The 14994-nt window shown below is 57.7% G+C and carries 11 protein-coding genes and 4 pseudogenes; 8 read left to right on the top strand and 7 right to left on the bottom strand.

The annotated features are described in order from the left end of the window. Positions 1–83 precede the first annotated feature (83 nt). Positions 84–1074: pseudogene (locus NKJ07_RS23215) on the top strand (IS630 family transposase). Between the two features lie 25 nt (positions 1075–1099). On the opposite strand, the gene NKJ07_RS23210 reads toward NKJ07_RS23215, so the two are convergent. Together NKJ07_RS23210 and NKJ07_RS23205 are read right to left on the bottom strand one after the other, a co-directional pair. Beyond that, positions 1100–1288 carry a hypothetical protein gene (locus NKJ07_RS23210; RefSeq protein WP_318570939.1) on the bottom strand — a complete coding sequence of 63 codons (189 nt, stop codon included), beginning with the start codon at positions 1286–1288 and terminating at the stop codon, positions 1100–1102. A gap of 483 nt (positions 1289–1771) precedes the next feature. Next, positions 1772–2545, bottom strand: a complete 774-nt coding sequence (locus NKJ07_RS23205) for an IclR family transcriptional regulator (protein ID WP_318570938.1) — start codon at positions 2543–2545, stop codon at positions 1772–1774. A gap of 382 nt (positions 2546–2927) precedes the next feature. Here NKJ07_RS23205 and NKJ07_RS23200 point away from each other — a divergent pair, with 382 nt between their 5' ends. Both NKJ07_RS23200 and NKJ07_RS24515 read left to right on the top strand, forming a co-directional pair. Beyond that, positions 2928–3203 (top strand): hypothetical protein, encoded by a 276-nt coding sequence (locus NKJ07_RS23200; RefSeq protein ID WP_318570937.1) that lies wholly within the window; start codon positions 2928–2930, stop codon positions 3201–3203. A 101-nt stretch (positions 3204–3304) separates the two neighbouring features. Next, positions 3305–3445: pseudogene (locus NKJ07_RS24515) on the top strand (IS5/IS1182 family transposase); the annotation flags it as partial. Between the two features lie 430 nt (positions 3446–3875). Here NKJ07_RS24515 and NKJ07_RS23195 read toward each other — a convergent pair. The 3 genes and pseudogenes from NKJ07_RS23195 to NKJ07_RS23185 form a co-directional block, all read right to left on the bottom strand. Continuing rightward, a pseudogene (locus NKJ07_RS23195) lies at positions 3876–3995 on the bottom strand (SDR family NAD(P)-dependent oxidoreductase); the annotation flags it as partial. A gap of 36 nt (positions 3996–4031) precedes the next feature. Next, positions 4032–4844: an SDR family NAD(P)-dependent oxidoreductase gene (locus tag NKJ07_RS23190; RefSeq protein ID WP_318570936.1), complete on the bottom strand. Its 813-nt coding sequence runs from the start codon at positions 4842–4844 to the stop codon at positions 4032–4034. Between the two features lie 2 nt (positions 4845–4846). Next, positions 4847–5743, bottom strand: a complete 897-nt coding sequence (locus tag NKJ07_RS23185) for an alpha/beta hydrolase (protein ID WP_318570935.1) — start codon at positions 5741–5743, stop codon at positions 4847–4849. 426 nt (positions 5744–6169) lie between these two features. Here NKJ07_RS23185 and NKJ07_RS23180 point away from each other — a divergent pair. The 3 genes and pseudogenes from NKJ07_RS23180 (at position 6170) to NKJ07_RS23170 (ending at position 9288) form a co-directional block, all read left to right on the top strand. Next, a pseudogene (locus NKJ07_RS23180) lies at positions 6170–7549 on the top strand (IS4 family transposase). A gap of 432 nt (positions 7550–7981) precedes the next feature. Further along, positions 7982–8233, top strand: coding sequence for a hypothetical protein (locus NKJ07_RS23175; protein WP_318570934.1), 252 nt, complete (start codon positions 7982–7984; stop codon positions 8231–8233). 59 nt (positions 8234–8292) lie between these two features. Then, positions 8293–9288, top strand: coding sequence for a DUF7983 family protein (locus NKJ07_RS23170; protein WP_318570933.1), 996 nt, complete (start codon positions 8293–8295; stop codon positions 9286–9288). A gap of 341 nt (positions 9289–9629) precedes the next feature. Here the strand turns inward: NKJ07_RS23170 and NKJ07_RS23165 are convergent, their stop codons facing one another. Next, the gene (locus tag NKJ07_RS23165; RefSeq protein ID WP_318570932.1) at positions 9630–10574 is read right to left on the bottom strand and encodes a transcription initiation factor IIB family protein; all 945 of its coding nucleotides are present in this window, start codon (positions 10572–10574) and stop codon (positions 9630–9632) included. 1035 nt (positions 10575–11609) lie between these two features. Then, positions 11610–12488: a DUF429 domain-containing protein gene (locus tag NKJ07_RS23160; RefSeq protein WP_318570931.1), complete on the bottom strand. Its 879-nt coding sequence runs from the start codon at positions 12486–12488 to the stop codon at positions 11610–11612. Between the two features lie 127 nt (positions 12489–12615). Between NKJ07_RS23160 and NKJ07_RS23155 the strand changes: the two genes are divergently transcribed. Both NKJ07_RS23155 and NKJ07_RS23150 read left to right on the top strand, forming a co-directional pair. Further along, positions 12616–13263: a hypothetical protein gene (locus NKJ07_RS23155; RefSeq protein ID WP_318570930.1), complete on the top strand. Its 648-nt coding sequence runs from the start codon at positions 12616–12618 to the stop codon at positions 13261–13263. 71 nt (positions 13264–13334) lie between these two features. Further along, a complete protein-coding gene (locus tag NKJ07_RS23150) occupies positions 13335–14519 on the top strand; it encodes a hypothetical protein (protein WP_318570929.1) in 1185 nt (394 codons plus the stop codon). Positions 14520–14994 lie beyond the last annotated feature (475 nt).

Below are 14994 nucleotides of genomic sequence, written 5' to 3'. Positions count from 1 at the left end.
TTGTGACTTCGAATAACGCTCTAAGAAGTGCGTGCACCTATATTAGGCGTTAGAACTTTCTACCCAAGTATTAGTGGTTAACTATGGACCATCTCGACGAGATTTCTGTCGAGGAACTTCAACACGCGCTCAACAATGTTGAGGGAAACAAGCCGGCACAGCGACTGACAGCAGCGATTGCGTACAAAAACGGTGTCACACAAACCGAGCTGTCTGAGTGGTACGGTGTGCAGAGACGGACGATTTACAGCTGGCTCAAGCGGCTCGAACAAGAGCCGCTTGTGCAGGCTGTTCAGGACGATCATCGGTCAGGAAGACCGTGTAAGCTTACCGAAGAACAACAGAAGTAATTGGAACAGACGCTTCAGCAACCACCCACTGAAGCAGGAATCGACGCGCCGGCGTGGACGCCGGCGCTTCTCGACGAATTTCTCGAAGAAACGTTCGGCGTTGAGTACTCAATCCCCAGTTGTCGGCGGTTGATGAAAGAAGCGGGATTGAGTTATCAAAAGCCTCGTCGAACAGCCGCCGAAGCTGAGCCTGAAGACCGCGACGAGTTTCACGAAGAACTCAAAAAAAGCGACGAGAGATGGACGCCACGGTAGTCTGTATCGACCAAATCAAGAAATCCGTGCAAGTTGAGCCGCGTGGTTTCCGCGCGGCACGCGGCCGTCGGTTGAGCTTTCTGGACAACGTGACTGGACGTGCTTGCTCGGCGCGATCACCGAGGACGGTAATCGCTTCTTTTCACGATTCGAAGAGTACGTCACCGCCAAACACGCGAAGCACTTCATCCTCGCACTGTGTGAAGAATTCCAAGAAGATCTAATTGTCGTCCTCGACGGTGCGCCATACTTCCGGGCGTCGGCCGTCACGGACCTAGCGGCCCGTGACGACCTCGCCCTCGTGAGATTGCCAGCGTATTCACCTGAACTGAATCCAGTCGAAGAGTGCTGGAGACAGCTAAAAAACGCTCTCGGCAACCGATTCTTCGATTCTCTTAACGAACTCAACGCAGCGATCGACAAGGCACTTGACCAGATTTCCGTCCCAAGTGTGAGCAGCTATTTTTGACTGTTACTATAGTGCACGGACTTCTCTACGAGTTAGAGCGTTTTCTGTTGCGGATAATCACCTCTCGTGTCTGTTTGATTCTCTCTTCCTCGTTCTGGAAATATGCTACGAGGATGGCTTCAACGGTCTCGGAGCGGCTTGCTGCGAGATCTGAGCACTCACCAACAACTGTATCGAGTTCATCGACGAGTTCAGTCCGGATGGAGACGCCCATTTTGGTTCGGCTCATAGTTTTAGACACTCTTAGAAATGCGTGCACCGGGTGCACCGTAAGCTTATTGTCTTATTTCGGTTCAAGTTGAATATTTATCAGAAGAAATCTCAGCTATTTCTTGTACAGTGAAGAAATCCTGCCGCTGTCACGCGATTTCTTAACTAAAGACGAATGTCTCCAGGTGTAGGGCGTCTCCAAGACCGCTCTCGATCGCCCCGTAGTAATCCATCGACGCGGGTGGCGTGACGCATGCTATCTATCGTCGAAACATGTATACTGTTATATTGTTATTTTCTAGTCCCACTTACTATAGTATCACTAAAATTATATAACTATGGATACAAAAATATATTCGTTTATTCTCTTCGATCCAGACGACGGTAGACCGAGGAGTCACAGGAGAGAATACCCGAACGGGGAGTCACGACGTGCCGGACCAGGCTACTCGGAACGAACCTGGAACGCTTGCTCCGTCCGTGAGAGCTACTCACTTACTTCGTAGTATCGCTCGAGATTCCGCTCGTACTCCTGTGCCGTTTCGACGAGTTGGTTGCTCACTTCCTTGATACGAGTTTCGTCGAGCACGTACGACGGCCCGGTGACGACGAACGCACCACAGATCTGGCCCCGTGGATTCTGGACCGCACGGGCGGCGGCGTTGAGTGACTCGATGCACTCCTCCAGACTGGTGGCGTACCCACGCTCTCGGACCCGCTGGAGTTCGTCGAAGAACTCCCCTCTCGTCGTTATCGACCGCGACGTATCCGACGGCATTCCCCACTGGTCGAGGATCTCCCCGACCTTCTCTTCGGAGTAGTGGCTGAGTATCGCTTTACCGGCCGCGGTGTTGTGACAGTAGTAATATCGACCGTTATCGAGGAACGTCACCCCATCCGTGGAGTACTTCGTGCTGTCGTACAGAGAGATAATCCGACCGTTTTCTTCGACCGTGAAGTCGGTCTCTAGTTCGGTTCGTTCCGCCAATCGTGAGACCCATTTTTCGGCCATCGAGTGTACCTCGTGCTGGTTCTTCGCGTATTCACCTAGATGCACCAGCTTCAGACCAATTCGGTAGACGTTCCCCTCTCGCACAACGTAGCCGTGCTTGAGGAGGGTATTCAGGTGAGTGTGAACCGCGCTCCGGGCCATCTCCAACTCGTCACTGATTTCTGAGAGCGATGCGCCGTCGAGTTTTATAATCGTCTCGATAACCTCAAGAGAGTTGTTCGTCGTCGACAATACGCGGCTGGTTCCCATGTTTCAGGTCATGGCTTTGGCCCATATAATCATCAGTATATAGGTGTTGATAGGACGTGGTCGCAGTCGCCAGCTCTCTACCCGAAACTGCTCCGCCACTGCGGTTCGACTTTGTCAGCCGACGGCCGGCCCCAACCGGTTCGGAACACCCGGTCACTCGCCGGCATAGTCCATCTTAATTGCAGTCGGGTTCGGTTAGTCAGTCGTGAATAGATAACCCTTCTACCTTTGTCGAAGAGTTTTATATCATTTATATTATTATATACCGATAGTAATATTCGTCTGATAGTTCTTCGCACGGCTCGGTAACCCGGTGTGGCGACGATGGCGAGGCGGTGAGGTCCCGAGCGACCGTTAGCGGGCGGCCCGCTGACTCCTCGGCATGGTGAGTCTGCTCTGGCTGGCAGTGCTAGCGATCTTCCTGCTGGCTTGGATCAACTTCAACGCGGAGACCGCCTCGCTGTCGCTGGCACTTCGGGCCGGCAAGGTGCTCCGGTACGTCACCCTCGCCGGGACAATCAGTGCCGTCATCGAGACCGGGTTCGCGTGGCGCGACGGCCTCTGGACTCGCTGGGGCCGAGTGCACTACTCGGTGGTGACGGCGCTCGCACTCCTGTTCGCCTGGCAGTTGTCTCTGCTCGGCATTCTGCCACTGTAGCGATTGATTCAAGACACATGATTTCTGCTCTATTGAAAATGGACGACAGCAGCAGGATTGCTCCGTAAGGAGTTTGAGGAAACGAGGTCGAGAAGGCGATTATGGGCGTCGCTCTACTCGAACTCGTTGAGACAGCACTACGTGTAGCCAAACAAGCGTTGGGGAAGCGAACGGGCAACCCCGACTCGGGCGGGCTTGCCCGCGAGGCTCACACTGTCGGTAGTTCCCATCTAGTTGGGAAATCATCATTACCGGCTGCGGTCGGAGTCCAAAACCACTAGCCAATGATTCATTCCGAGTGTTATGGTAAATGTTACTGTAAGTAGTTATTCCAATTCGTCGACTCGTTCAGCGAGGAACTGAACGAGTTCTTTGACCGTGATATCTTCCTCACGGACGAGAGTCGAATCGACGGCATACTTGATGGCTTCTGCGTAGCTGGGCCGATTGTGGCGGTTCATGATCCGAACGAGTTTCTCAGCCAACCCATCACTGATCGTGACAGTTGTGTATCCGTCTGGTGGCATGCATCTTCACATGAGCTGTGTTACGGTACAATTTACGGTAACAAATGAATATAGGCATAATGACCCTAGGTCTCTCGATTTTATCGATTAAACTCTTCTTCGTTCACATCTACAATATATGATATTATTGATACGATGGGAACTACCGAATATCCGCGCAAACGACCGCGGCACCCTCATCGGCGAAGGTTTTCGCGATCGCTCGCCCGTTGCCTGAACTCGCACCGGTGACGATGGCCGTTTGGCCCGATAGTTGGTCTGCCATTGTTGTATTCGGAGTGATATTTCCTCGTAGGATCGATTACAGGTCCTTTGTGTGGGCGTAAACGAGTGAGTGTCCGCCGTCGACGACGTGGCACTGCCCAGTAATGAATCCGGAGTTGTCGGAGGCCAGGAAGACGGCTAGGTTGGCGACGTCGTTCGGACTGACCCACCGATCCCCGTACGGAGTCGTCTCGATGACGTGTTGTTTGAACTCCTCAATCTCGTAGAGTTCCGAGGTGAGTGCGGTCGGTGCAAACCCCGGACAGATCGCGTTCGCTCTGATACCGTCAGGACCGTAGTCGGTCGCCAGCGTCTCGGTTATCTGCTTCGCAGCGCCCTTCGAAGCGTTGTACGCAAGCTGATTCTGCCAGCCGTGAAGTCCGGCTGTTGAGACGAGATTAATGATGTTTCCACCGTCACCCTGTTCCAAGAACTGCAGAACGGCCTGTTTCGATCCGTTCCAGACTCCCTTGACGTTCACAGCGTGGGCCTTCTCTAAATCCTCGTCGGGACGTTCGTGTAGCCGCCCGTTCGGAGGGTAAATCCCAGCATTGTTCATCATGATGTCCAACCGTGAGTACGCCTCAACGCACTCCTCGACCGCTGCAGCCACGGAATCAGCATTGGTGACGTCGCACTCGACGAAGGTCGCGTCACCTCCGTTGTCCTCGATTACTTCGGGTGTCGAAAGATCGGGATGCTCCTCGTAGCCACCCTCTCGCGGGGTTTCACGGATGTCCGCACAGACAACGCTGGCACCCTCCTCCGCAAAGGAGAGGGCGATTTGGCGACCGAATCCTGAACTCGCACCGGTGACGATGGCAGCTTGCCCGGCCAGTTGGTCTGCCATGCTTACGCCTCCAAGTGCTCAACGAACCAGTCACGAGCAGGACCGCTAGACTCCTCGAACTTTTCGACGTAGGCGCCGAAGTGACCACCGTCAATCGTGACGAGTTTCTTCGGCTCAAGCGCTTCTTCGAACGCCTCGAACGCTTTATCAGCGACTGCGAGATGGTCGCCTTCCGCGATGATCATCATCATCGGCGTCGGGCTGATCTGATCTATGTAGTCGATGGGCGCATACTCGGCCAACATTTCGATGGTTTTGAGCGTAACCTCGTTCTCCCAGTTCGGAGCCCGTTTCTCCTTGGTCTCCGTGAACCACTCGTAGGAATCCTGTGTCGGCAGTGCCGCATCGCCCAGAAGGTCCTCGGAGACGACGGGAATCATCGCAGGATCTTCCCCGTTGAACCGAGCGAGTCGGTCCTGATCGAATTGACCTCGTAATTGGCCCATGATGTCCGCACGAACGAGTCGCCGCACGTTGTGATACCCGTCAGTCACCGGGACTTGGGAAACGACAGCACTCACCCGGTTTTCGAGAGCGCCAACCGTGAGTGCATGCCCACCACTATAGCTCGATCCCCAGACGCCGATACGATCACCGTCGATTTCCTCACGTGTCGTCGCATACGTGATCGCGTGTCGGTAGTCACGAACCTGCTGCCACGGGTCGATCTCGTAGCGTGGCTCACCTTCGCTATCACCAAAGTTCCGGTTGTCGAACACCAGCGCACCAAGTCCAGCCTCGCTGAACACCTCTGCGTACTTGTCGAGGTACATCTCCTTGACTGCCGAAAACCCGTGCGCCATGACGACCGTGGGTACGGATCCGTCCCTCTCGTCGGGAGTGTACAGCCATCCTCGAAGTGTATCCCCTTCCGCCTCGAATTCGATGTCTTGTCTCATGTGTTATCTCGCCTCACTGCCCCTAATACGTATATTCAACACCATTTATAATTATGTGCTTCAAGTGATATAATTTGGATATGGTCACCGGTGAATGAAAAACGCTCACTGAGAGTCTCCGAGTCACTCAGACGAGATCAGGGCAACCGACCAGTGCATCATCTAAATGTTTATCATTATGACAGCGGTCTCACGAACAGGAATCCTCCAAACGCGGCGAAGACAAGGAGTCCCGCGATGATTGATGGAGTAGCACGTCCATCCAACCCGGCGACACGGTACACCAACAGCGAGAGACCCATCATGAGTATCCCTGCCTGCCGTTGTCCGACGGAATCCCACAAAGACTGGGCCATACCACCCGTTTTCGCTTAACGATTCAACTCGAACAGCAACGGCAATTCCCACCCGCGTACACACGGAGATATGGACCGATGGCTTCACCTCATCTGTCAGGAACTGAACAATCTGGTCCCTCCTCGGTCGGTGCGCGACCACGGTCGCGCCACCGACCTCATTGAACGTCACCGCGATATCGAGCCTGTTCCGTTCCTCTGGACCTTTCTGAGTGGGACAACCCAAGCCAACGGCTCCGTCAGCGCTGTTCGTGACCTCTACAAAGCGTTCACCAGTGACGATGTCGCCTACTCATCGATCCAACAGTGGATCACTCCCGAACTGACCGAGCTTCTCGCTGATCTTGTCGACTACGTCAGTGTTGAACTCGGACGAACCCAGTCATCCCTCGGTGGACGGTACAGTCGCTTCCGGGATATCTTCATCCCGGATGCGATCATTTGCACGCTCTCACCGGAATCGGTCAACGACTTCCCCGGCTTTGATGACGACCACGCTGGAGCGAAGCTCCACGTGGTCGAATCACTCGCCTCGGTCGCCCCGTTCCTCGACTCGATTACGAGTGCTCGAACCCAGGAAACCACCCAGTTCGAGATCGGTAAGTGGGTCGAAGACTCCCTCACAATGTTCGATCTCGGCTATCTCGACTACGGTCGGTTAGGACGTATCGACAATAACGGTGGCTGGTTCGTCTGCCGGCTCAACGCCGATGCGCATCCACACGTCATTGACGAACCCCGCACCTTGCGCGGGAACTCGATCGACCTAGAGGGCACGCACCTCCAAGAGGTGCTGCCCGACCTCTACCGACAGATCATCGACGTCACCGCAACAGTCGGTGCGGATCAGGACGAGCCACACCTTCCCTACGACCTCCGAGTGATCGGTGTACGACACGAGGATGACGAGGATGCACCCGCCTATCGCGACGACGTTGATGCCGACCACGAGTACCACCTCTACGCGACGAATCTTCCCAGAAAAGTTTTCGCGCCGCGAGAACTCGCGGCGCTGTACAGCAACCAGTGGAGCGTCGAGACCATCATTCAAGAACTCAAGTAGATCTTCGGCTTGGAGGTGATTCCGGTCCGCCGAGAAGCCGCCGTCAACTGTTTTCTACTGGCGGCGGTGCTTATGCTCCTGTTGAGTGGGTATCTGTTACGGCGGGTGCGAGCACGGCTCGGACCCGCCTCACTGGACTCTGTTGAGGAGACGACTCGGGTGCAACCGATGCGGTTCTCGAAGCGACTCCAGTGGTTCAGTGGAAAGCTGCTGGAAACGATGGCCGAGCAACTGGGCTATCCGTGGGATTGCGTCGGACTGGTGATTCTTGAAGGGGTGATTGATCCGAACGTGAATCGCCACGCGCTGACCGAGCGCGTGGCTCACGGGACCGTCGATCCGAATCTGATCAACGACGGTGAATTGGCGACAATCCGGCCCGGCTGACAGCGTTCAGCCGGGCCGGGAACGCCAGCGGTGAGTGGCAACGCTCTGGTTTCTCCAGAATCATGGAGGAATCCCGCCACTCTGCCGCGAAGGATCAGTGTGATCTCGCGGATCACGTCCTGCTGTGAGTTACGTCTCCTACTTCAGCAGCATCGCTTGAGCTCCAACTTCGGAATTAAACGACCATCTTGAGCTAAAGCGATAACGGGTACATGTGTAGCACATTGTTGATGTAGAGCTGTCTTGCGATTCGGTGTGAACTGGAGTGATTCGAGAACCAGTTCGTCACGGGTTCACACTGGCGATTACTGTTCTCACTCCGAGTCGGATTGTTGTATCAACAATCTCCTACAGAAGAGCGTCGATTTTAGTCGGTTTACCGAACTTGGTGAGCGCTACCGGGAGCGCGGCCGATATCGGGACGCGGCAGCAGTGTACCGTGGACTCGTCGCCAGTCTCGACGATAACATCCACCTCGTTGACGCTGCATACGATTACTACGCTCGCGTGTTCAGCGACGCGTTGGACGCCTACGTCGAGTGCATCACAGGAGGCGACCTTGACCAGTCCGAATTAGGCGCACACGAGGCGTTTCTCGCCGAACGAGCCAACACGGGGACGGGCCCACACAGAGAGCAGTTCCAACGGGCGCTATCGGCGTTTCCGACGGGACCGGACACCTGAGCGGCACGACTAGGGTTACCGTCCTCGGCCTTTTAGCGGATGACAGACAATGCAGTACCATGCCGTTCACCTCGAGTTGGCACAGCCTCCTCGACCGGGTGGAAGACCTACCGTCTGACGCGACACTTGTCACGCCGCTCAGTCGGCGACCCTTCCGTATTACCGACGTGCAGGAACAGCGCGTGCTCATCGAGTACCGAGACGACTCGGGAATGATCCCACTCCAGCGCGAGCAGTTCGAGACGCTGTACGAGCGCGTCAGAGATACACACAGCGAGTTCGATCTCGACCGGCTCCCGGCGGACGCCGAACCATACGCGACCGTGTTGAGTCTTCACCCGCGTTTCGAGGTGGACGACCGGGAGGGCGCACTTACCGAAGCTGATGCGCCGACTGACACACAGCTTGTGGACATCCGTCTCGAGAGTGAATCTGATGAAGAGACGCGTGAAGAGCCCGATATCGACGTCTACGCTGATGCTCTCCTCCTCATCGATGCGCTGGAGCGTTACGATCCCAGGGATCTCGCGGGGAGGGGGACACCTGCGTTGGTCAACCTCTACACGCTTCTTTCGGATGTCCAGCGCAACGCCGACGATCTCCGACAAGCGGTACGCAGTGTCCTGCTCGACCGGCTGCATCACGATCAGCCCATCTATGGTCAGTACGGCTCGGTCCAGCGCACGATCCGGCGGAACCGTTCACTCAAAGGCGACGAGGAGGTACTCGAGACGCTCGAAGCGGCGGGCATCGAGCGCGAGCGTGTCCTGAGCGTGGACCGAAATAAGGTCGACGACGCTCTCGACGTGACCGACCTGTCCGAATCCGACGTGTACGATATCGAAGAGAGCGAGTACGTTCGCAAGGCCGAGGTGGACGAGGAGGTCAAGGAGTCGCGGCTGCAGGGGCTAAAAGGCCGGCTGGCCGCTGTCGACGGCGAGGATACTGACGAACTCCAGCAAGAAATCGAGGAGTTGGAACGGCGTATCGAGGAACTCACCAGCTTCGAATCCGGCAGAACGTTCCACACGCCATCCAGTAGTGAGTCAGGGTAGTCCCCTCGTGGAATGTTCGGATCGTCACGGACAATGTACTGTTCGCGATGCAGAACGATCTTATCCCCGCGTTCGCCGAGTCCACGTCGAAGCAGGCGTTCGACCTCCTGTACGACCACATCGAGGCGCTCGACCGGACCTACATTGACTACCCCACAGAAGATGAGAGAATCATTAGGTCGTGGCTGCGCGCGCAGCGCCGAAGTTCCCGCGAGCGGAGCGAGCGGGAGCACGGAAGACGAGTATCGCGAGTCTTCCGGCGGCGCGAGCACGGAGCGGTGGGTGGGGAGGGGGGCGGGTCCGTGGGTGGGGGACACAAAAAAGACGAGCAGCCGGCCTGCTCAGGCCAGCCGACCCGTCACCACCGCGTCGACGTCACGGGTCCCGTACCGCGCCGTGTGGGCATCGTACACCTCCCGCGAGTAGCCCGCCACCACGCCGGTCGACGTCGGCACGATCGCACTTGCGGCCTCCGCGACTGCCGCCTGGGTCACGGTCTTCCCCTCGGTCAGCCGGTCCGCCGCGTACACCGCCGCCGCCCCGACGACCACTCGCGGCGTCCCCGGCCCGATGCACGCCTCATCAGCTAACTCAAGAAGGAACTCACCGACCCGCCTGAGTTCGAGACACGCTTTCAGTTCGACGTCCTGACTTTCCCCGAGCGTCTCCACAACCGCGTCGACCGCCCATGCCTGTGTCGGTGGCACCTCCCCAACTAGTCCGAGCTCACACCGCAGCTTCCGCGCCGCTGCGCATACCCGCTCGTGGGAGGTTTTCGCGTGCACCGCCACTTCCTCCGTCGTTCGCCTCAGACCGGTCTGGCTCGTCGCCACGTAGACCGCTCCAGCCGCGAGCGCCTCCCACGCCATCCGCCCGCCTGGAAGCCGCGATTCAGACGCCTGCTTCAGCAGCGCCGCCGCGTCTGTCGCGACGAACCCCGGAAGCCCGAGGTTGCCCACAATCATCTGGACGTCACGGAGCCCCTCGTTGAGCCGAATCGACCGCTTCGACTCCATCTGAAACCGCTTGTGCCGCATCCGGAGCCGCCCGAACTTGTCTTTCTGCGCCTTTGTCAACGAGTTCCCGTACCCATCCGACCCGAGGAAGAACGTCGTGTGCAGCCCTGAGTCCACTCGTAATGCAGTCGTCGTCTCCAGACTCCACTCGACCGGCCCGTTACCGACTTCACCCTGCTTGTGCACGCTCGGGCTCATCCCCCGCGAAAGGGCGTCCTCGTCAACGACAAGTCCACACGCCGCGCACACCGTCTCGATCTGCTCCCGCACCAGTAGCCCACCGCACTCGTCACACCGACCCGTAGGGCGTTCCGCGTTCTGTTTTCGCGCCTGTCCGTCCGAAGCTTCTTGTCCGATAGCGTAGCTACTACTCATTGGGTTACTTACCCGAAGGCGCGTCCACTACCGCGTCTTCTCCGACACTCACCACTACATGAGTTCCAACTTCGTCCGATGATTCTCGACACCGACCGCGTCTCGCTCGCGCCTTCGAGCGCCCCCTGTGGGCGCGAGCGAGACGCCTCCTCACGAGTGAAAGAACCAGCCGCGCGCGCCGCGGGTGGGGACCTGAGCGGCCAGCGCCAAGGTGGTTCGCGGTCCGGCCCGGACTGCGGGTCCGTGTCCAGGCCGACTGTCGTGAGCACGGGGACGCGCCGACCGTGAGGGAGGTGCGTTCCCGCGCGCCAGCGGCACCGAGGGCTGGAACGCGAAAGCCCGCGAGGGGCGCAACCGCAACCACACTTGGCTGCTGGCGCACCGGGAAGGTGCGAGCGAGGCGAGGGACGAACGCAGTGAGTCCCTCGAAGCGAACGGCGCCAGCCGTGAGCAAGGCGTGGAACGACCGCAGGGAGTTCCACGTGTGTCCCCGCCTCGGGGAGGCGAGTACGGCGAGGCGTGGTCGTCACACCGGTCAAACACGAGAGCGACAACTCGGCATCCAACTCGGGAGGGCACACCAGGACAACCGGGCGAACGATGGAAGCTCACACGAGCAGGGGTGGGACTGAACGGGGCCGGGCGCTCGACGACGTTCACGAGAGCAAGCTCTCGTGAGCCAACCAGAACGCGCAGCGTTCTGGTGACGGCGGGCGACGTCTCCGCGAACAGAGTGAGCGGAGGCTCGAAGCGACTGCGTCGCTTCGGTGTAAGCACTGGAGGCGAGCGAACCCCGTGAGCGAGCCGAAGCGCGCAGCGAGCCCCCCGAGTCGAGCGCCCGGGGGCGTTCAAAGAGACGGTGAGTGACGCAGTCAGGCTGGCCGACGCAACGGACACCGATTGGTCACGACCGAGAGCTTCTGAGGGAACTCACATCGGATCCAGGCGTTCCCCATCGAAATAGACGATCTCGTTCACCCCGTTGGGCGCGTCTTTGTCGGGGAGACAATCGAAGTCGCCGTCAGCGAGCCGGGCAGTGAGCGCCATCGCCATCGCATCGAGGACGTCATCCCGGTTCCCCAGGCCGATCCGGCGAGCGAACGGCGATAACCTTTCGATCCGCTTTACGAGATCGGTATAGGCTGCGGTCGCATTACTCGAGAGGCCGGCTGTTCGCTCACAGTCCGTGAGAAGTTCGTGACGCTGCTCTAGTCCCGAGTCGTCCTGCTTCGAGTCCTCGAGGTCGTCATCCACGTCGAGCGCGTGGAAACAGACCTCCGGATGGGATTCGAGCATCGGTCCTCGTGCGTCGGTGTACTGGCCGAGAAACTCGTCGACCTCGCGAATTCGAGGCGAGAGGCTCCAGGAGTACGGCGAGAGCCCACGGCCGAGAACATCCTCGTGGGTCTCTGCCGCCTCATCGTACTCATCTTCGTATACCGCCTGTTCACACGGTGCCGGAAACACTGACGACTGACGCGACGGAGGGAGGAACGTACGTGCCTCAAGATCTGCAGCACGAGCGTCGTCCGTGGGCAAGCCGATGGGAATATCGACGAGAATTCGACCGACGTCGTCCTCGTGGCCAGCACCGAACTCCATCCAGACGCTCAGAATCGAGGGCCGTCGAACGAATCGCCAGCTGTACGTTTCCCGCGATCCGCGTTCGTCGTGGTCGAGAACCGCGCAAATCCACCCGTTCGAGCCCCAGTCGACACCAATGTACGTCATGTCTGCTCGATGGATTATTTCTGCGACATATATTGTACCGGGGTCGCAGCCGTGGTGAAAACCCAGTGAGCCGGCCATCCGAGGGGAGGAGAAGAAGTCAAGCTGCGCATCTAGGCTGGGATTGAATTGGACGGCATCCGACGTCGAGTATATGAATCAAGAAGAGATCGAACGCCAACTCGGAGACGCGAAGAGCCAACTAAACGTGCAGGCCGACCTCACCGCGTTCCATGTCGAGAATCAACCCTTCGAGGGGTTTGTGTTCACGGACGTCTCGCTGGTCGAGTTCATTGACCAGGCAGTCGATCGTGGCATCGACGAGTTCTACGTGTTCGAGGATCGCACTGCGGAGGGAGGCGTCGATTTCGGTGGAGTGTGCTACATCCACGGGGAGCGGGCACACACCCGGTATGTAGAGTCTGACGAGCGACTAGGACCACAACAAGAGCAGTCAGAATCCCGTGGGAGCGTCGGGATGCTCGGGGGATTTGGAAGGGACGAGAGCGAAGAGGAGGTACAGCGAAAAAAAGAGGTCGCGACCGAACTCCTCAATCAGTACGCCGACTATTTGGAAGAGTCCGAGCGGTTCGATCTCGAGAACAGGGTCGAGTCGATGCGCCTGCGTCAGTTGGAACGAATGCAAGAGCGAATCGAGAAAGAGGCCAGGACTGACCCCGAGGAGGAGAAACGGTTGGCCCGAATCGCTTACGAGGACGACCGGTTCCACAGGCAGTTCAACCAGACGGATACCGAGATGCTCCTCGAAGAACTCGATGTCGAATACGATCCCGACCTCGTTCGGATGGACGAGGTGCACAAGCGCGCGAAGAGCCTTCTGAAGATCAACAAATAGCAGGGACCGTTCTCGTTTGTGAGCGTTTGCGACACAGATTGATGTAGCTACAGACAGTCACTGGAGGTGGTATGTCGACGGTGGAAAACGTCACGCTTGATACCGCTGAGAGCCGCGTCGTCGTTGAGAATCTCACAATACAGGACGAGCAACTGACGGACTATCTCTCGGACATCGAGCCGGCCGAGCGTGGTGAAGCGCTCACGCAAGCACTCCGCATCGGGGCGTCCACGTTGGACATCGTCGAGACAACGAAGGAGATCGAGGTTGTCGAACGGCGGTTCGGCGAACTGGAGCGGACGTTCAATGAGGAACTGGACGAACTTCGTGACGAACTCGATAACCGATTCGGCGACGAGGGAGAGGTCAGTCGGTTGCTCGATGACCACCTTGGGGAGGACGGCCAACTCGACAGACAACTTGAGGACGTCTTCGGAACCGATGGCGAGTTCGCGACCCGTCTGGACGAACAGCTGGGCGAGGGTGGCGAAAAGATCCAGCAGGCCCTTAATCCGAACGAGCCTGGGACACCGACGCATCAACTCAAAGAAGAGATCAGAGAGGTTCAAGAGAAAGTCACTCAGGAAGCCGCGCAACAGGAGGTACGCGAGAAGACTCGGCTGAAAGGATTTGATTTCGAAGAACAGCTGGAGACGCTGCTGGAGGACGTCGTCCACCAGACGCCGAACCGATTGAAGAATAAGAGCGAGGAGACAGGTGACGTCTCGACCTCGAAGAAGGGTGATTTCGTCCTCACGCTGGAGGGGACGGGCCAACGGATCGTCGTCGAGGCGAAGAACGGCGAGTTCAGTGGAACGATCCAGTCGGAAATGGAAGAAGCGATCGAGAACCGCGATGCCGACTACGGAATATGCGTCGCGAGTTCATTGGCGTATCTCCCGCGAACCAAAGTTGGCTGGTTCTCGGAGATCGACCAGGACTACGTGGTCGTCGCACTGAGCGAAGCGCCGGATGACGAAATCGAACCGCGATTCCTGAAGTTCGCGTATCATTGGGCACGAACGCGGACCCTCCTGTCCGCGGTCGAGATGGGTTCCGACGTGGATCCTGAAGCGATGAAGGCCGAATTGGATGGACTGAAGCAGTCGATCGAGTCGTTCGGCAAAATCAAGACGCAGTGCACGCAGTTGGAACAGTCAGCAGAGAAGATTCGATCGATGTTGGGGGAGACTGAAGACGAGATCACCTCGCGAATTACCCGAATTGAGGCGGAACTGGGAACGAGTAACGGGTGAGGAACTCGTGCAGGAGATGCGGCCCACACCCAGACAGCTGTCGTGACCGATGTACACCCCTTCACACGCAGTGTACACCCTTCCACCTACGGCGAAAGTCAGTGGGTGTATACCGCGCGAGATGTCTCGACAGGCCTCGTCGGCGACGTTGACACCGTCACATGGCTCAAATCCGAGTGTGAAAACAGACCGGGAGCAACCGCCGATTCCGAGCTCACGACCCTGATTCGTCGAATTGAGAACTTCCGAGCGCTAACACACCCGAATCTGAGTGTGAAACTTCCTTCAATCTGAGTAGTTACAGTCGCTCTCAGCATACCAGCCACTAGGGAGCCGTACCAGGAGACAATTGTAAGACCGAGGGGAAGGTTCCTCGATCTCTGTTTTCTCTCGGAGCGTATGGATGACCTTCCGACGAAGCAGAGAGCACGAGAAGGACTGTCGAGTCCAGTCGCTCAGTGAGACGGGTCAGGAC

The sequence above is a fragment of the Salinigranum marinum genome (assembly GCF_024228675.1).
Taxonomy (GTDB): Archaea; Halobacteriota; Halobacteria; order Halobacteriales; family Haloferacaceae; genus Salinigranum; species Salinigranum marinum.
This window is presented reverse-complemented; position numbering and strand designations above follow the sequence as displayed.

Bases quoted from the DNA above. Each gene is read 5' to 3' on its own strand.
- NKJ07_RS23160 (WP_318570931.1), bottom strand. From the start codon at position 12,488: ATGGCCGGCTCACTGGGTTTTCACCACGGCTGCGACCCCGGTACAATA.
- NKJ07_RS23185 (WP_318570935.1), bottom strand. From the start codon at position 5,743: ATGAGACAAGACATCGAATTCGAGGCGGAAGGGGATACACTTCGAGGA.
- NKJ07_RS23210 (WP_318570939.1), bottom strand. From the start codon at position 1,288: ATGGGCGTCTCCATCCGGACTGAACTCGTCGATGAACTCGATACAGTT.
- NKJ07_RS23190 (WP_318570936.1), bottom strand. From the start codon at position 4,844: ATGGCAGACCAACTGGCCGGGCAAGCTGCCATCGTCACCGGTGCGAGT.
- NKJ07_RS23150 (WP_318570929.1), top strand. From the start codon at position 13,335: ATGTCGACGGTGGAAAACGTCACGCTTGATACCGCTGAGAGCCGCGTC.
- NKJ07_RS23205 (WP_318570938.1), bottom strand. From the start codon at position 2,545: ATGGGAACCAGCCGCGTATTGTCGACGACGAACAACTCTCTTGAGGTT.
- NKJ07_RS23170 (WP_318570933.1), top strand. From the start codon at position 8,293: ATGCCGTTCACCTCGAGTTGGCACAGCCTCCTCGACCGGGTGGAAGAC.
- NKJ07_RS23200 (WP_318570937.1), top strand. From the start codon at position 2,928: ATGGTGAGTCTGCTCTGGCTGGCAGTGCTAGCGATCTTCCTGCTGGCT.